The organism is Pseudomonas sp. Marseille-Q8238 (genome assembly GCF_965111915.1).
The window spans coordinates 2,200,367-2,216,803 of sequence record NZ_CBCOPI010000001.1 but is presented as its reverse complement, the minus strand read 5'-3'; the positions used below and the strand labels follow the sequence as shown (position 1 = coordinate 2,216,803).

At 61.3% G+C, this 16,437-nt stretch carries 15 protein-coding genes; 10 read left to right on the top strand and 5 right to left on the bottom strand.

Annotated elements, in window-relative coordinates:
• Window positions 1–124 precede the first annotated feature (124 nt).
• The 6 genes from ACWPW0_RS10310 to ACWPW0_RS10285 all read left to right on the top strand — a co-directional run bounded on the left by ACWPW0_RS10310 (window position 125) and on the right by ACWPW0_RS10285 (window position 4,374).
• Entirely contained in the window at window positions 125–409 is a 285-nt protein-coding gene (locus ACWPW0_RS10310) for a DUF1652 domain-containing protein (protein WP_454255268.1), read from the top strand.
• An 11-nt stretch (window positions 410–420) separates the two neighbouring features.
• Window positions 421–1,113, top strand: a complete 693-nt coding sequence (locus ACWPW0_RS10305; RefSeq protein WP_454255267.1) for a DUF421 domain-containing protein — start codon at window positions 421–423, stop codon at window positions 1,111–1,113.
• The gene (locus ACWPW0_RS10300; RefSeq protein ID WP_454255266.1) at window positions 1,110–2,198 is read left to right on the top strand and encodes a DNA topoisomerase IB; all 1,089 of its coding nucleotides are present in this window, start codon (window positions 1,110–1,112) and stop codon (window positions 2,196–2,198) included. The genes ACWPW0_RS10305 and ACWPW0_RS10300 overlap by 4 nt, the downstream gene beginning before the upstream one ends.
• Before the next feature lie 84 nt (window positions 2,199–2,282).
• On the top strand, window positions 2,283–3,302 hold the full coding sequence (locus tag ACWPW0_RS10295; protein ID WP_454255265.1) for a GlxA family transcriptional regulator: 1,020 nt from the start codon (window positions 2,283–2,285) through the stop codon (window positions 3,300–3,302).
• The gene (locus tag ACWPW0_RS10290) at window positions 3,295–3,537 is read left to right on the top strand and encodes a DUF1272 domain-containing protein (RefSeq protein ID WP_454255264.1); all 243 of its coding nucleotides are present in this window, start codon (window positions 3,295–3,297) and stop codon (window positions 3,535–3,537) included. Before ACWPW0_RS10295 ends, ACWPW0_RS10290 begins: the two co-directional genes overlap by 8 nt.
• Window positions 3,538–3,864: 327 nt before the next feature.
• A complete protein-coding gene (locus ACWPW0_RS10285; protein ID WP_447592080.1) occupies window positions 3,865–4,374 on the top strand; it encodes an HPP family protein in 510 nt (169 codons plus the stop codon).
• Window positions 4,375–4,395: 21 nt separating this feature from the next.
• Here ACWPW0_RS10285 and ACWPW0_RS10280 read toward each other — a convergent pair whose 3' ends face one another.
• The 4 genes from ACWPW0_RS10280 to ACWPW0_RS10265 form a co-directional block, all read right to left on the bottom strand.
• A complete protein-coding gene (locus tag ACWPW0_RS10280; RefSeq protein ID WP_454255263.1) occupies window positions 4,396–5,352 on the bottom strand; it encodes a diguanylate cyclase in 957 nt (318 codons plus the stop codon).
• Between the two features lie 3 nt (window positions 5,353–5,355).
• Window positions 5,356–6,351, bottom strand: coding sequence for a response regulator (locus ACWPW0_RS10275; protein ID WP_454256723.1), 996 nt, complete (start codon window positions 6,349–6,351; stop codon window positions 5,356–5,358).
• Between the two features lie 255 nt (window positions 6,352–6,606).
• Complete coding sequence (gene nfuA, locus ACWPW0_RS10270) at window positions 6,607–7,191, bottom strand: Fe-S biogenesis protein NfuA (protein WP_447592083.1); 585 nt, start codon at window positions 7,189–7,191, stop codon at window positions 6,607–6,609.
• Window positions 7,192–7,410: 219 nt separating this feature from the next.
• Complete coding sequence (locus ACWPW0_RS10265; RefSeq protein ID WP_454255262.1) at window positions 7,411–9,690, bottom strand: fatty acid cis/trans isomerase; 2,280 nt, start codon at window positions 9,688–9,690, stop codon at window positions 7,411–7,413.
• Window positions 9,691–9,908: 218 nt separating this feature from the next.
• On the opposite strand from ACWPW0_RS10265, the gene metH reads away from it, so the two are divergent.
• From metH to ACWPW0_RS10245, 4 genes are all read left to right on the top strand, one after another.
• The gene (gene metH, locus ACWPW0_RS10260) at window positions 9,909–13,619 is read left to right on the top strand and encodes a methionine synthase (protein WP_447592084.1); all 3,711 of its coding nucleotides are present in this window, start codon (window positions 9,909–9,911) and stop codon (window positions 13,617–13,619) included.
• Between the two features lie 142 nt (window positions 13,620–13,761).
• Window positions 13,762–14,325 carry a nicotinamide riboside transporter PnuC gene (gene pnuC, locus ACWPW0_RS10255; RefSeq protein WP_447592085.1) on the top strand — a complete coding sequence of 188 codons (564 nt, stop codon included), beginning with the start codon at window positions 13,762–13,764 and terminating at the stop codon, window positions 14,323–14,325.
• The gene (locus tag ACWPW0_RS10250) at window positions 14,322–14,843 is read left to right on the top strand and encodes an AAA family ATPase (RefSeq protein WP_454255261.1); all 522 of its coding nucleotides are present in this window, start codon (window positions 14,322–14,324) and stop codon (window positions 14,841–14,843) included. Before pnuC ends, ACWPW0_RS10250 begins: the two co-directional genes overlap by 4 nt.
• Before the next feature lie 66 nt (window positions 14,844–14,909).
• On the top strand, window positions 14,910–15,563 hold the full coding sequence (locus ACWPW0_RS10245) for a potassium channel family protein (RefSeq protein WP_454255260.1): 654 nt from the start codon (window positions 14,910–14,912) through the stop codon (window positions 15,561–15,563).
• A 155-nt stretch (window positions 15,564–15,718) separates the two neighbouring features.
• Here ACWPW0_RS10245 and ACWPW0_RS10240 read toward each other — a convergent pair whose 3' ends face one another.
• Entirely contained in the window at window positions 15,719–16,258 is a 540-nt protein-coding gene (locus ACWPW0_RS10240; protein WP_454255259.1) for a hypothetical protein, read from the bottom strand.
• Between the last annotated feature and the right edge of the window lie 179 nt (window positions 16,259–16,437).

Genomic DNA, 16,437 nt, shown 5'->3' with positions numbered 1-16,437 from the left:
CGCGTTTCCTCCCTTTCGGTTCTTTTCCCGCCCGGCGTCGCCTCCGCGCCAGCAAAATCAGCAGCGAACCTATTGCCGCACCATCACGTCTATCCCATAGACCCCGATAGATGGAGGAGCAGGCATGAGCCTCACTTTGAGTCTCGACGAAGCGCTTGGCGTCATCCAACAGGCGTTCCTGCCGCATTGCTGCGAAACCACGGTGCACAACGACGACGCCAGTTTCGCCTTCCGCGTATTCGACGATAGCGACGTGGAGCTGCTCTCCCAGTGCCATGTCGCCCGCAGCCAGTACAGCGACGCCACACGCCTGGCCGGGCTGATCGAGCTGGCCCGCCTGGAGCTGAGCAAAGACGGTTACGAACTGACACCCTGGTCCATGCCCGGCAGCAACCCACAGCCCTTCTGAAGGAGCCCTGCATGGAAGCGTTCGACTGGCAGCGTATGCTCCTGGATGAGGTTCCCGCGGCCTTTCTCGGGGAAGTCGCAGTGCGTGTGCTGTTTGCCTACCTCGCTGTCTTCATCTTCCTGAAGATTTCCGGAAGGCGCGGTGTACGCCAGCTGTCGCTTTTCGAAGTCGTGGTGATCCTGACACTGGGCTCGGCTGCCGGTGATGTTGCCTTCTACGAAGACGTGCCGCTGCTGCCCATCGTGGTGGTATTCGCCACCCTGCTCCTGCTCTATCGCCTGACCACCACCCTGATGAAACGCAGCGCGCGTTTTGGTAGCTGGGTCGAAGGCCAGCCGGTGGTGATCATCCGCGATGGCGTCTATGAGCTGCCTGTGCTCGCCGAGCAGAACATCTCCAGCGACGAGTTCTACATGGAGCTGCGCCAGGCCGGTGTCGAGCACCTGGGTCAGGTGCGCCTGGGCATTCTCGAGGTCAACGGTGACGTCAGCCTGTATTTCCAGGATGCCGGCGACACCCGCCCAGGCCTCTCGGTGTTACCCGATCCCCTGCGTGCGACCTTCCACCTCCCCCCAACCAAAGGTCTGTATGCCTGCACACATTGTGGCAACACCCAGGTGCTGGTCGCCGGCCAGTCCGCCGCCTGTGTTCGCTGCCGCACTACCTTGTGGAGCGAAGCACTGGAGCGGGAGCGTAGCCGATGACTGCCAATGCACCACCGTTGGCCAAGGGCACTCGCCCCGTCCCCGAGAGCGAAGCGGGTGATACCGGCACCCTGCTCTGCCCCGCGTTGCCGCCTGACCTGCATTACGTTGACGACCGCCAGGCGGGCATTCGCAGGCGCAAGCTGCGTGGCACATTCGCCTACTTCAATACCGAGGGCGAGCGCATTCGTGACGAAGAGGAAATCCGCCGGATCAACCAGTTGGCTATTCCTCCGGCTTACAGCGACGTGTGGATCTGCGCCGACCCACAAGGTCATCTGCAAGCCGTGGGGCGCGATGCGCGCGGGCGCAAGCAGTACCGGTACCACCCACGCTGGCGGGAAATCCGCGACAGCGACAAGTACGAGCGCCTGCTGGATTTCGGCCGTGCGCTGCCCAAGCTGCGCGAACAGGTCGACCAGCATCTGCGTTTGCGCGATCACGGCCACGATAAAGTCATGGCCACGGTGGTCGCCCTGCTCGATTCGACACTGATTCGCGTCGGCAACCAGCAGTACGCGCGGGAGAACAAGTCCTTCGGCCTGACCACCCTGCGCAACCGCCATGTCGATGTGGCCGGCAATTCGATCCGCTTCCACTTTCGGGGCAAAAGCGGCATCGAACATGAGGTCAGCCTCAACCACCCTCGCCTGGCTCGCGTGGTCCGCCGCTGCATGGAGCTGCCCGGCCAGCACCTGTTCCAGTACCTCGATGACAATGGCGAACGCCGGGCGGTGAACTCTGCGGACGTCAATTCGTACCTGCAGACCCACACCGGCAGCGATTTCACGGCCAAGGACTACCGGACCTGGGCCGGTACGGCCCTGGCCCTGCAGCGCATGCATGAGGCAGCACTGGCATCTGGCGGCAACACCCGGCAGGAGGTGGTGGAGATCGTTAAACAGGTGGCCAAGCAACTGGGCAACACCCCGGCCATCTGCCGCAAGTGCTACATCCATCCCGCCGTGATCGAAGCCTTCCTTGCGGGCGAGCTGGCCGCTATCCGCGCAGGTGGCGTACGCAAGGGCCTGCGTGAAGAAGAAAGCATGCTGATGCGTTTTCTTGAACGGCTGAACGACGCCTGATTGGCAATATCTGTGGGCTTATTGTCCTTGTGACCATAGGGGACGACAGACACACTGCATCCATCCCCATGCCGAGCCTGCCTCATGGACGCCGCCAGAACCATTGCCAGCCTGATCTACCCCGATGTCATGAGCCTGGATGTCACCGGCCCCCTGCAGGTGTTCGCCTCGGCCAATGTCGAGTGCGAACGCCAAGGCTTACCGGCCGTCTACCGCTTGCGCCTGCTGGCCGATATGCCCGGCCCTGTCGCGACGTCCGCCGGCTTCCAACTGGTGGCCGAACAGGCCTGGAGCACAACGGACCCGGCCAGCCTGGACACCTTGCTGATTCCCGGCGGCATCGGTGAAGCCACGCAATGTGAAAATCAGCCGCTACTGGCCTGGTTGCGCAAGGCTGAACCGCAGATCCGGCGCTTTGGCTCGGTATGCTCCGGCGCGCTGATCCTCGCGTCCGCCGGCCTGCTCGCCGGGCGCCGTGTTACCACCCATTGGGCGGATACCGATGCATTGCGCAGCTACGCGGGAGTCAAGGTCGACGCCAACTGCCTGCACACCTACGACCCCGACGATCACGACGGTGATGGGCACGTCTTCACGTCTGCTGGCGTCACCGCCGGAATCGATCTCGCGCTGGCGCTGGTAGAAGCGGACCTTGGGCGTAGCATGGCCCTCGCCGTTGCCCGCCGGTTGGTGTTGTTCCTCCGTCGCCCAGGCGGGCAGGCGCAGTTCAGCGCACTGCTGGTACCGGAACCCAGCCGTACGCCGAAGCTGGCCACGCTGCTCGACTGGATTCCGGCGCACCTGGGGGAAGACCTGTCGCTGGAGGTACTGGCTGGCAAGGCCGGAATGTCACCGCGCAGCCTGTCGCGGGCGTTCACCCATGAACTGGGTGTCGGCCCGGGGCGCTATGTCGAGCGTGTCCGCCTGGAAGCCGCCCGGGCCTTGCTGCAGGACGCCCAGGCATCGATCAGTACCGTGGCGCGGCTGACTGGCTTCGGTCATCCGGAAAACCTGCGGCGCACCTTTCACAAGTACCTGTCCATCAGCCCTCAGGAATACGCCGAGCGCTTCGGCAACGCCTCGCAGGGGAAACGCCATGCTTGAACTGCGCCCGGGTTGCGAGTGCTGCGATTGTGATCTGCCTGCCGATTCGACCGAGGCGCTCATCTGCTCCTTCGAATGCACCTTCTGCCTCGCCTGCGCACAAGCCTTACAGCTGTGTTGCCCGAACTGCTCGGGCGAGTTGCTGCGCCGGCCCATACGCCCGCCCCATGAGCTCGTCGACAACCCTGCCTCCAAAGTGCGCACTCACAAGCCGGGTGGTTGTATGCATCAGTAGGCTCTGTTGACGTTTCGACATGGATGGCCGGAGCGAGGCAGTTGTGGACACTGAAGCTGGTGGGCTGAAGCCCACCCTACAGAGCCTGAACCCTACGTAGGGTGGGCTTTAGCCCACCAATTGGTGCGTCATGACACGGAAAAGTTGAATGTCCGCACCTGCCTCAAAGAGGCCCGTTTCAAGGGCTGTATCGGACTATATTTCTATCCGATTCAATGAGTTAAAGCGAAATATCAAAAGATTCCAACCATGCAGGATGTGCCGCGCAGACCATAGCCTGGGCGCCCCGCTGGCCTGCATCCCCGAACCATGCCCGGAGAACTTTCCATGCTGTTCCTAATACGCAAATTTCGCGGTGATGCCGTGGCTCTTCCACCTCGTGCCAGCCTGCGTCAGATCGCCCTGGCATGGCTCGGCGGTGCGCTGGCCATTGGCTGCGTCGCCAGTGCCGGGGATGCCCTGTCGATGACCCTGTTATTGGGGTCTTTCGGGGCTTCGTGCGTTCTGGTTTTCGGCTTTCCCGACCTGCCCTTTTCGCAGCCGCGCAATGTGATCGGCGGGCATGTGATCAGCTCGCTGGTGGGTCTGGTCTGCCTTCATGTCGGTGGCCCCCACGGCTGGGCCCTGGCATTGGCCGTTGGGAGTGCCATCGCCTTGATGATGCTGACCCGCACCGTGCATCCGCCAGCCGGCTCCAACCCGGTGATCATCTTCCTCGCTCAACCAGGCTGGAGCTTTCTGCTGTTCCCCACCTTGATCGGCGCGGCACTGCTGGTACTGGTCGCCCTGTTCTACAACAACGCTACGCGCAGTGGGCGTTACCCGAAATACTGGTAAACCGCCTCGCTTCAGGTCAGGTCAGCTGCCGTGCACGCTGACCTGGTTACGCCCATTGCGCTTGGCGTTGTACAGCGCGTGATCAGCTCTCTCGATCAGTTGCTTGTGGTCGGTGCAGTCAGGCGTCATCTCGGCAATACCCAGGCTGATGGTAAAGGGGATGACGTGCCCATCATGGCTGACCCGCTGCTCTTCGATCGCTACACGCAGGCGTTCGGCAAACAGGCGGGCCTTCTCGAGGCCACTGTCTGGTAGCAGGATGACGAACTCTTCGCCGCCATACCGACCGGCAATATCGGTATCGCGAATTTCATGGCGCACCACATCCGCCACCGTCTGAATCACCCGGTCACCTGCCTGGTGCCCGTAGGTATCGTTGACCTTCTTGAAATGGTCGATATCAAAGATCACCAGGGCCGCGGTATTGCCATAACGCAAGTGACGGGAATACTCGCGTTTGAGTTCCTCCTCCCAATGGCCACGGTTGTTCAGGCCGGTCAGGCGGTCGGTGCGCGACAGGTGCTTGAGCTGATTGTTGGCCGACTCCAGCTGGTGCTTGTTCACCGCCACATCGGTCACGTCATAGATGATCAGGCAAACGTGCTCGATCTGGCTGTTGGTCGCCTGCAGCGGCAGGATGGTGGTGTTCTGGTACATGAAATCTTCCTGGCCGGTAATCGGCTGGTAGTTCTTGAACCGCACCAGATAAGGCCGCTGCTCCCAGATGGTGAAAGCCGGCGTGCCCAGGGTGACGACGCTTTCCACCTTGTGCCGGAACCAGCGCTCTTCCACCTCGGGAAACAGGCTGAAGAATGACTTCTGCAAGGCATCCTCCGGTCGGCGCCCGGAGCGGTTTTCCATGAAGCTGTTCCAGACCTCCACGCGGTAATCACGGTCCAGCACCACCACGCCAACATCGATGCTCTGCACGATGGCCAGCAGCCAATGAAACTCGTTGAGATCCATATTCGTGGCCATGCATTACCCCATCAGGTAGGCGAGTTTGTGGGTCAGCAGCGGCACCGAGTCCTCGGTGAACAACAGCAGCAGGTCGAAGTGGATGTCATAGCCCTCGATGCTGTAGCTGATTTCCACGGCCAGGGTTTTCTGCCAGCGCTGCTGGTTGAGGCGGATCAGTTCATCGATCGAGGCATGCTCGCCGAGTATCTGCGGATGGCCCTGGGAGAACTTCACATTGATCTGCTCGGCGATGCCACTGAGGCACGCGCCGATCAGCACACTGGACATGTCCAGGAGCATCTCCATGGAGGAGTACTGATCGTCTTGCCAATGCATGAGCTTGGCCATGTCGGCCACTTCGGAGTCATGGAAGATCAGCAGAGCTTCGCCACAGATGCCACCGCCGATGTAGCCCTGACAGACCGCGGTCAGACCGTCGCCGACCTGGGCGTCGGCCAGCGCCATATGCAACTCGCCCACTTCGAGGATATTGACGTTGGGTAGCGGCAACTGCACGAACACGCCCAGTACGCGCGCCAGCAATGCCGCCGCACGCCCCATGGCGACATTGATGACCTCGCGGAAGGCATCTCGAAACGACACCATGGGCTCGCTGATTGCCCCACGTGCCTGGACCGCGCCACCGGGCGCCAGCAAGCCAAGCTGCAAAAGCGTCTGCTTCAGTTGCGCGGGGTCGGCAGGTTTCTTCAGGAAAGCCAACGCGCCCAGTTCCATGACGCGCCTGACGGCCTCCTCCTGGACATCCCCGGACACCACGATGACCTGGCACGGCAAGCCTTCTGCACGAATGGCCGCGAGCACACCATAGCCGTCGAGAACCGGCATGGTCAGGTCCAGCAGCAGAACGTCGAAGGTTCCCTGGCGCAGCAAGCCGAGCGCTTCCTGGCCATCAGCAGCCTGGGTAACGGTCACCGGCCATTCTGCAGGCAAGGCACGCAGCAGTTGTTTGCGTGCCATGTTCGAATCATCACAGACAAGCAGGGAAAGTGTGGACACCGCCAACCCCTCAAGACCTATCGACATGTAGCAGATTTTCCTGGTTTTTCTTGCTTTTACCCGCCCTTATCCAGGGCTGTCGGCACCTGGTGGATGGGTATCCGGACAGAGGCGCGGCACAAGAAACCACTTTTCACCCAATAGGAACATAGCAATATGCCATTACCGTATGGGTATATCGGCATTTTGCGAAGAAACGCAAGCTTCAGAAACGAACAAGGCGACCGAAGTCGCCTTGTTTTACGCCGTTACCACTCAGTAGTACGCGTTTTCGCGGTCACTGTGGTCAGTAACATCACGCACGCCCTTGAGCTCGGGAATACGTTCGAGCAAGGTCTTCTCGATGCCTTCCTTGAGCGTGACGTCAGCCTGGCCACAGCCCTGGCACCCCCCGCCGAACTTGAGCACGGCAATGCCTTCATCGACCACGTCGATCAGGCTGACCTGGCCGCCATGGCTGGCCAGACCGGGATTGATCTCGGTCTGCAGGTAATAGTTGATGCGCTCGTTGATCGGGCTGTCTTCGTTGACCATCGGAACCTTGGCATTCGGTGCCTTGATGGTCAGCTGGCCGCCCATGCGGTCAGTGGCGTAATCGACAACCGCATCCTCGAGAAACGGCTCGCTGACCGCATCGATCCAGGCTGTGAAACTGGGCAGTGACAACGCCGTGTCTTCGACCTTTTCCTCACCCGGCTTGCAGTAGGCGATGCAGGTTTCCGCATACTGGGTGCCTGGCTGGGTAATGAACACGCGAATGCCGATCCCGGTGGTGTTCTGCTTGCTCAGCAGGTCAGCCAGATAATCGTGGGCAGCAGGGGTAATGGTGATGGCGCTCATGGCAACTCCTCGCAAACATGGGCGCAGTGTACGCCAGTCAAGGGCATGGATAAAGTCCTAGTAATTTAGTAGGAATAATCCTCAACTGCGTTGGATCACCGCTCAAGTGATCCAGCGCAGCTCTGCCCTTAGGGCCTGTCACGATCTTCTGAATTAGAACCAGACAAGGTTGGTTTTAACGCGGTATGCGCCGACAGTCAGAAGATCGTAAACAGGTTCTTATAGGTTCTGGTAGCGATTCATATCCAGCACACCCGCTTCGATCGGCTCGGTTTCGCCAATATAGGCGCTGAGATCATTGAAATAACGCCAGAAGTCCGGGTGGCTGCGGCGAATGCCCCAGCGCTCGACAATCTTGTCGAAAGCAGCCTGATCACGCGCCTGCTCCATGGCGGCCACAAACTCGGGAACCTCCTCGCCGCGCAGGTTGAACATGAAGTTAGGGTAACTGCTGAGTACCCCCGGATAGACGGTCAAGGTATCCAGCCCTGGCTGATAGCGCAGCGACTCACCGGCCATGAAGGCCACGTTACTGTGAGCACGATTGCGCAACACACTGTAGACCTCACGTTTGCCGTCTGGCAGTTCGATGCGCAGCATGGTCGCTTCCGGGAGCTGCCTGATGACCTTCAACCCGGCAGCCGGGCGCTTCGTCAGGCGGCTGAGCGCCTGCTCGGAACTGCGCAGCAAAGGCGATAGCCCGTTGCGATAGCAATGCGCCCCGGAGCAGCGGTTGATCGGGTCAGGACGGGCATTGATGTCGGCATAACGCTCGATCAGCGCTTCGGCGAAGGCACGCTTGGGGTCACCGCTCGTCCAGATGAACCCGGTCGGCTTATCCATGTCGGCCTCGGTGTAATCCAGCCACATCTTCAACTTGCCACTGTTCTGGTACCAGTCATCCAGATAGCCCTGGCGTGACTCCGGCGGCATCAGGCGCAGGAAATTCAGCTCGGCGCCGTTGCGGATCAGGTCGAAGTACAAACGCGTCTGCGCCTGGTGCGACACGTTGCCGAACACGTCGAAATTGACCACCAGTTGGTAATAGGTGCGCTCCAGCAATGGGTAATCCATCAACCAGATGGTCTGTGGAATCTCACCGATCAGCCCTTTGCGCACCGACGCGCTGTCGAACTGGCGGAAGATCGACAGCAGCGCATTGTCATTGCCCGCCCACAGTGTCGACCAGCTCGGCGCCGGGGCATCGGAGTACGCATCCCGGCGCAGGTCCTCGTATTCGTTGCGTTTGTTGCGGTAGCTGTGCCACAGGCCAAGCAAATCGCCGATTTCATCCAGCTGGCCCGGCATGGACAGCAGCGGCGTGGCCTCGGCGCGGTAATCGGCATCGGTGATGTACAGGTCTCGCTCCGGTGCCTGGAACAGCGCCCAGAAATTGTCGCGAATCACATCCGTGGCGATCTGGCCACGGCACACCGGCCCGCGAATGAAGGTACGCACGAAGTACTCGGCGTTATCCAGCATGAACTGGTAACGCGCCTGCGCCGGGATCGCGGCAAAGGTCTCGAACGGGTTGGCGCGGCGCTGCAGGCCGTAGCCCGGCACCTGATCGGTCGTCCAGTTATCCGCATAGAACAGCGACTTCACCCGTGCCAGCTTCTTCGCGCTGAGCGGATAGGTGATGTGCGTCTTGTGCACGATCACACCCTGGATGGGCCACAGGCGGTAGTAGAAATCATTGCCCGGGTCGTCATTCGGCCGGCGCGTGGCAATCGGGTCGATGGGCTGACCGCTCGGCGTGCGTGAACGGACCATCTGGAAGAAATGCCCGCGCTCGCCGCCTTCGAAATACAGGTGAGCGAGGAACAGGTGTTCATACAGCCAGCGCCCGACCAATACCTCACGGGCCCCGCGGGCATTGAGCAATGCTTCCCAATCGGCGATCTGTTTCTGCTCCGCCGCGTTGGGTTTCAGCTCCGAACTGTCCACCGGAGCGCCCTGCTCCAGCCAGCCCTGCACGGTTGCATATTCGTCATCGCTCAGGCCGGTAACGGCGAACGGCATACCGGCATGGGCGAATTTCTTCGCGTATTCATCGAATTCGCCCGGTAGCGGGCACTGGTTTTCTCGGGAAATGGAGAGGTCAAGGTCCGCCGGTAGCTTGGCATTCGGCTCGGGCGGATTGCTGCGACCCAGCTCGATCATGCGCGCCATCAGTGCGACCTGATCGTCCTGGCTGTCCAGCACCGAAGCGAATCCCTTGCGCCGCCAGGCGGCTTCGCCATGGGCATCGAGAAACAGGCGGGTCGTCGGCTGCGCCTTGGTGCGCGCACCGTCGTAGACCGGCACCTTGCTCGCACCACGCAAAATCCCTTCATCACTGCCCAGGTTGAGCTGGCAAGGCGCGTCATAGCAGGCATGACAGGCTACGCACTTGGCCGTGAGGATCGGCTGGATATCCCGGCTGTAGGAAATGGGTTCGGCTTGCGACCAGACACTCGTCAGACAAACAACTACGGCGAACAACAGTCGGCTGGTCATCGGCCAGCGCCCTCCATGGAAGTGGTCCTGCATTCTATGGCATCCCACATGCCTGGCAGTAGGTTGCCCGGGCATCTTTTAAAGTAGAGCGCTGTTTGCCGAGCAACAAACCCTTCAACATGAATGAAATTCATGCACAGCACCAAGGCGCTTAGAGCGGCCTCAGCTTTGCTATCATGCGGCCCCTGTTTCAGCTGCATTCTCAGGTAGTTCTTCCCATGTCCGATCGCGCCGCTCGCCTGTCCGCCCTCCAGCAAGCCCTGAAGGAGCGCATCCTGATCCTCGACGGCGGCATGGGCACCATGATCCAGAGTTACAAGCTGGAAGAAGAAGACTATCGAGGGGCGCGCTTCGCCGATTGGCCGAGCGACGTCAAAGGCAACAATGACCTGTTGATCCTCAGCCGCCCGGACATCATTGGCGCCATCGAGAAAGCCTACCTGGATGCCGGTGCCGACATCCTCGAGACCAATACCTTCAACGCCACGCAAGTGTCCCAGGCCGACTACGGCATGGAAGCGCTGGTGTATGAGCTGAACGTCGAGGGTGCACGCCTGGCGCGCAGCGTGGCTGATGCCAAGACCCTGGAAACCCCGGACCGGCCGCGCTTCGTCGCCGGCGTGCTCGGTCCGACCAGCCGTACCTGCTCGATCTCACCGGACGTCAACGATCCCGGCTACCGCAACGTCACCTTCGACGAACTGGTGGAAAACTACACCGAGGCGACCAAAGGCCTGATCGAAGGTGGCGCCGACCTGATCCTGATCGAAACCATCTTCGACACCCTCAATGCCAAGGCGGCGATCTTCGCCGTGCAGGGCGTGTTCGAAGAAATCGGCATCGAGCTGCCGATCATGATATCCGGCACCATCACCGATGCCTCCGGCCGCACCCTGTCCGGCCAGACCACCGAAGCCTTCTGGAACTCGATCGCCCACGCCAATCCGATTTCCGTGGGCCTCAACTGCGCCCTCGGTGCCGCTGACCTGCGCCCCTACCTGGCCGAGCTCGCGGCCAAGGCCGACACCCATGTCTCCGCGCACCCCAACGCCGGCCTGCCCAACGCCTTTGGTGAGTACGACGAAACCCCGGCACAAACCGCTGCGGTCATCGAGGAGTTCGCCCAGAGTGGCTTCCTCAACATCATCGGCGGCTGCTGCGGCACCACACCGGCGCATATCCAGGCCATCGCCGAGGCCGTGGCCAAGTACCCGCCACGCGTCATCCCTGAGATCCCCAAGGCCTGCCGCCTGTCTGGCCTCGAGCCATTCACCATCGATCGCAGCTCACTGTTCGTCAACGTCGGTGAGCGCACCAACATCACCGGTAGCGCCAAGTTCGCCCGGCTGATCCGCGAGGAGAACTACACCGAAGCCCTGGAAGTCGCCCTGCAGCAGGTGGAAGCCGGCGCCCAGGTGATCGACATCAACATGGACGAGGGCATGCTCGACTCCAAGGCGGCGATGGTGAAATTCCTTAACCTCATCGCCGGCGAGCCGGACATCTCCCGCGTGCCGATCATGATCGACTCGTCCAAATGGGACGTGATCGAAGCCGGCCTCAAGTGCATCCAGGGCAAGGGCATCGTCAACTCGATCTCGATGAAGGAAGGTGTCGAGCAGTTCAAGCACCATGCCCACCTGTGCAAGCGCTACGGCGCTGCCGTGGTGGTGATGGCCTTCGACGAAGCCGGCCAGGCCGACACCGAAGCGCGCAAGGCGGAAATCTGCCAGCGCAGCTACGACATCCTGGTCAACGAAGTCGGTTTCCCACCGCAAGACATCATCTTCGACGCCAACATCTTCGCCGTGGCGACCGGTATCGAGGAGCACAACAACTACGCGGTCGACTTCATCAACGCCTGTGCCTACATCCGTGACAACCTGCCCTACGCGCTGAGCTCGGGCGGTGTGTCCAACGTATCGTTCTCGTTCCGCGGCAACAACCCGGTGCGCGAGGCTATCCACTCGGTCTTCCTCTACTACGCGATCCAGAATGGCCTGGCGATGGGTATCGTCAACGCCGGCCAGCTGGAAATCTACGACGAGATTCCCAAGGAGCTGCGTGATGCCGTCGAGGACGTGATCCTCAACCGCACCCCGGAAGGCACCGAAGCCCTGCTGGCCATCGCCGACAAGTACAAGGGCGATGGCAGCGTCAAGGAAGTCGAGAACGAGGAATGGCGCTCGCTGCCGGTGGACAAGCGCCTGGAACACGCGCTGGTCAAAGGCATCACCGCCTTCATCGTCGAAGACACCGAGGAATGCCGCCAGCAATGCGCGCGCCCCATCGAGGTCATCGAAGGCCCATTGATGAGTGGCATGAACGTGGTCGGCGATCTGTTCGGCTCGGGCAAGATGTTTCTGCCCCAGGTGGTGAAATCCGCTCGGGTGATGAAGCAGGCAGTGGCGCACCTGATCCCCTTCATCGAGGCGGAAAAAGGTGACAAACCCGAGGCCAAGGGCAAGATCCTCATGGCCACGGTCAAGGGCGACGTACACGACATCGGCAAGAACATCGTCGGCGTGGTTCTGGGCTGTAACGGCTACGACATCGTCGACCTCGGTGTGATGGTGCCGGCAGAGAAGATCCTGCAGACGGCAATTGCCGAGAAGTGCGACATCATCGGTCTGTCCGGCCTGATCACCCCGTCGCTCGACGAGATGGTGCATGTCGCCCGCGAGATGCAGCGCCAGGGCTTCACCCTGCCGCTGATGATCGGCGGCGCCACCACCTCCAAAGCCCATACCGCGGTGAAGATCGAACCCAAATACCAGAACGACGCGGTGATCTACGTCACCGACGCCTCGCGGGCCGTGGGCGTGGCGACCCAGCTGCTGTCCAAGGAAATGAAACCGGCGTTCGTCGAGAAGACCCGCGCCGAATACGTCGAGGTGCGTGAGCGCACCGCCGCACGCAGTGCGCGCACCGAGCGCCTGCCTTACGCCGCTGCCGTGGCCAACAAGCCGAAGTTCGACTGGAGCGGCCACCAGCCGACCGCACCGACCTTCACCGGCGCCAAGGTACTCGACGACATCGACCTCTCGGTGCTCGCCGAATACATCGACTGGACGCCCTTCTTCATCTCCTGGGACCTGGCCGGCAAGTACCCGCGCATCCTCACCGACGAGGTGGTTGGCGAAGCCGCCACGGCGCTGTTCGCCGATGCCCAGGCGATGCTGAAGAAGTTGATCGACGAGAAGCTGATCAGCGCCCGGGCGCTCTTCGGTTTCTGGCCCGCCAGCCAGGTCGAGGATGACGACATCGAAGTCTATGGCGACGACGGCCAGCCCCTGGCTCGCCTGCACCACCTGCGCCAGCAGATCATCAAGCCGGACGGCAAGCCGAACCTGTGCCTGGCCGACTTCGTCGCCCCCAAGGGCAGCGGCGTGACCGACTATGTCGGAGGTTTCATCACCACCGCCGGCATTGGCGCCGAGGAAGTGGCCAAGGCCTATCAGGATGCGGGCGACGACTACAACTCGATCATGGTCAAGGCGCTGGCCGACCGCCTCGCCGAAGCCTGTGCCGAGTGGCTGCACCAGGAAGTGCGCAAGCATTACTGGGGCTACGAGCCGGACGAGCAGTTGACCAACGAGGAGCTGATCAAGGAGGCCTACAAGGGCATCCGCCCGGCTCCCGGCTACCCGGCCTGCCCTGATCACACCGAGAAGAAGACCCTGTTCGCCCTGCTCGACCCGCAGGCTGAATTCGACAAGGCCGGACGCAGCGGCGTGTTCCTCACCGAGCATTACGCCATGTTCCCCGCCGCTGCGGTCTCCGGCTGGTACTTCGCCCACCCCGAGGCGCAGTACTTCGCCGTGGGCAAGGTCGACAAGGATCAGGTGGAAAGCTACACCGCGCGCAAACAGCAGGAGTTGTCCGTCACCGAACGCTGGCTGGCGCCAAATCTGGGCTACGACGACTGACTGGCGCACTCATGAGCAGGAGGAGCAAGCAGCCACTGTTCGCGTCCAGGCGAACAGTGCGGACTGGTACTCTGTCTCTATGATTGACCAACGCGGTTGGTAGACCTGCCAGCATGAGCCATCTCAAACGCCTCACCACCGAATGACACCCATCGAACTGCTCGCCTCGGGCCTGGGCATCGTCGCTGTCTGGCTGACCGTGCGCCAGAATCCCCTGTGCTGGCCTATCGGCCTGGTCATGGTGCTGCTCTACGCGGTCTTTTTCTTCGATGCCCGCCTGTATTCGCTGGTGCTGCTGCACGGCGTATTCGCCACCATGCAGGTGTACGGCTGGTGGCAATGGCGCCTGGGCGTGGACGAGAGTGGACGGCGGCCGGTCAGCAACACCAGTCGTACCGAGATCCTGACCGGGCTGAGCGTAGCCCTGGCGCTTGGCCTGCTACTGGGGCTGCTCATGGCAACCTTCACCGAAGCCATTTATCCCTGGCCAGACGCCCTGCTAACCGCTTTCAGCCTGCTCGCCCAGCTGTGGATGGCGCTCAAACGCTGGCAGTGCTGGCTGCTGTGGATCGTGATCGATGTGCTCTATGTCGTGTTCTTCGCCTTCCAGGACTACTGGCTGACCGCCGGGCTATATGGCGTATTCACCGCTCTGGCCCTGCTTGGCTTACGCGAGTGGCATGCAGCCTGGAAGCCCGCCCGATGAACGTCGTGGTGCTGACCGGCCCCGAGTCCAGCGGCAAGACATTTCTCGCCCAGCGTCTGCAAGCGCATTTCGGCGGCGTGGTGGTCGGCGAGTACGTGCGCCACTTCATCGAGCAGCAACAGCGCGATACCTGCCTGGCGGATATACCCGCTATCGCCCGTGGCCAACTGGCCTGGGAAGATGCAGCGCGCGCAAGCACGCCGGCCCTGCTGATTCTCGATACCCACCTGCTCAGCAACATCCTCTGGAGCCGAGCCCTGTTTCGCGACTGTCCGGCCTGGCTGGAGCCGGAACTGCTGGCTCGTCATTACGATCTGCACCTGCTGCTCTCACCGCTGGATGTCGAGTGGGAAAGCGATGGTCAGCGCTGCCAACCCGATCTGGCCGATCGTCTGTGCTTTCAGCAAAACTGCCGCGACTGGTTGCAGCAACGTAACCAGGCCTACGTCGATATCGGCGGCAACTGGCCGGAGCGCGAACGCCAGGCCCTGGAACAGGTACGTCGGCTGGTCGGCTAAAACCCGGAAACCTGCCCTACACTGCTGGTGAGTCACCCCACAGGCTGTAGACACAGCAGGAAGCCCATGCTGCCCATCACCTACGTGCGCCGCCACCCCTCCGCTGGCCTGCTGTTCGTGCAGTTGCTCGGTGTACTGCTCTATCCCTGGATGGAAGACACGCCGATAGGTCGCGCACTGTTCGGTGCCTTCGGCCTGTTGGTACTCGGGCTGGCACTGCATGTGGTCAAGCGTAGTGCAGCGCAGACCTGGATCGCCGCGCTGCTGGCGCTGTTCGTGCTGGTGCTGTCACTGATCGACGTACTGATGCCCAGCCTGTTTCTCGAGTGGCTGATCGCGATACTGGAGGCGGTGTTCTATTTCTATGCGGCGACCAGCCTGATCATCTACATGAACCAGGATCAGCGCGCGACCACCGATGAGCTGTATGCCGCCGGTGCGACCTTCACCCTGCTGGCCTGGGCCTTCGCGCACCTCTACACCTTCTGCCAATTGCTGATCCCGGGCAGCTTCACCGCGATGCTCGACCCACAGGCTGCGCGCAGCTGGATGGAACTGCTATTCCTCAGTTTCACCACCCTCTCCGGCGTAGGCCTGGGCGATATCGTGCCGATTACGCCCATGGCTCGCTCCCTGGTCATGATCGAGGAGTTCGCCGGCGTCATGTACCTGGCCCTGGTGGTGTCACGCCTGATCGCACTCACGGTGATCAGGCGATAGCCTGACGCCTGCGCTAATACCATTCATGTAAGTCAGAGCGCCTAGAGCGTGGGAGCGGGCCATGCCCGCGAGTCACGCGCGTAGTGTGCTTCCACATGCGAAAGAACTATCAGGCGAATTACGTGAATACGAGCCTTTCCTGGCTCGGCACCAGGCTATTTCTTCACGTTGAAGTCGCGTCCCCACAGGCGAATCGCCTGCACTTCCTCGCCTTCACTGTCGAAAATGAACTTCTGCCGCACCCCAACCTTGGCGGGAATGGTCACATGGTCCGGATTGACCAACCCCACCTGCAAGGCACTGGAATAGCCATCTTTGTCGATAGCGATCAAGGCACCAGTCTGGGTCAGGTTGATCAAACGCAGTGGCTTGTCCGACTGGTTCTTGAAGCCCAGCGTCGCCACCACGCCCCCCTCTTGTGACTCGACCCGCAGCAGATCCACGGTCCCGAGCCCTTCCAGTTGTTCGAAGGTAGAAATACTCGTCGCACCATCGGCGCCTTCTGCCGCTTCGCGTCCCTCGGTCACGCCTTCCGTCAACCCACCCATGAGATTCTTGCCGGCGCTGATGGCGGTGGACATGGTGCTCTTGGCCGAATCACGAAGGCTACTCGCCGATGGAGCCGCCTCCTCCGCGACACTCGCCCCAGCCCACAGCAACGCCATGCAGGCACAGGCGACGATTGAATGTTTCATGCTCACTCCTTGAATGTACTGCCGACGATGGTGCCATGATCACCCAAGCGATGAAGTGCGGCAATGTCGCTTCATCAGCAAGACGAAGACGTTCACATCGCATGGGAATACCTGGATCAAGGTGCAGAGAACATGACTGCCCGCAGAGTCAGCCTTGATTCCACATCAGGACATTTTTA

Coding starts and splice junctions, on each gene's coding strand:
- ACWPW0_RS10245 (WP_454255260.1), top strand. CDS start 14,910: ATGCTGCCCATCACCTACGTGCGCCGCCACCCCTCCGCTGGCCTGCTG.
- ACWPW0_RS10310 (WP_454255268.1), top strand. CDS start 125: ATGAGCCTCACTTTGAGTCTCGACGAAGCGCTTGGCGTCATCCAACAG.
- ACWPW0_RS10265 (WP_454255262.1), bottom strand. CDS start 9,690: ATGACCAGCCGACTGTTGTTCGCCGTAGTTGTTTGTCTGACGAGTGTC.
- ACWPW0_RS10290 (WP_454255264.1), top strand. CDS start 3,295: ATGCTTGAACTGCGCCCGGGTTGCGAGTGCTGCGATTGTGATCTGCCT.
- ACWPW0_RS10305 (WP_454255267.1), top strand. CDS start 421: ATGGAAGCGTTCGACTGGCAGCGTATGCTCCTGGATGAGGTTCCCGCG.
- ACWPW0_RS10295 (WP_454255265.1), top strand. CDS start 2,283: ATGGACGCCGCCAGAACCATTGCCAGCCTGATCTACCCCGATGTCATG.
- metH (WP_447592084.1), top strand. CDS start 9,909: ATGTCCGATCGCGCCGCTCGCCTGTCCGCCCTCCAGCAAGCCCTGAAG.
- pnuC (WP_447592085.1), top strand. CDS start 13,762: ATGACACCCATCGAACTGCTCGCCTCGGGCCTGGGCATCGTCGCTGTC.
- ACWPW0_RS10300 (WP_454255266.1), top strand. CDS start 1,110: ATGACTGCCAATGCACCACCGTTGGCCAAGGGCACTCGCCCCGTCCCC.
- ACWPW0_RS10250 (WP_454255261.1), top strand. CDS start 14,322: ATGAACGTCGTGGTGCTGACCGGCCCCGAGTCCAGCGGCAAGACATTT.
- ACWPW0_RS10285 (WP_447592080.1), top strand. CDS start 3,865: ATGCTGTTCCTAATACGCAAATTTCGCGGTGATGCCGTGGCTCTTCCA.
- ACWPW0_RS10280 (WP_454255263.1), bottom strand. CDS start 5,352: ATGGCCACGAATATGGATCTCAACGAGTTTCATTGGCTGCTGGCCATC.
- ACWPW0_RS10240 (WP_454255259.1), bottom strand. CDS start 16,258: ATGAAACATTCAATCGTCGCCTGTGCCTGCATGGCGTTGCTGTGGGCT.
- nfuA (WP_447592083.1), bottom strand. CDS start 7,191: ATGAGCGCCATCACCATTACCCCTGCTGCCCACGATTATCTGGCTGAC.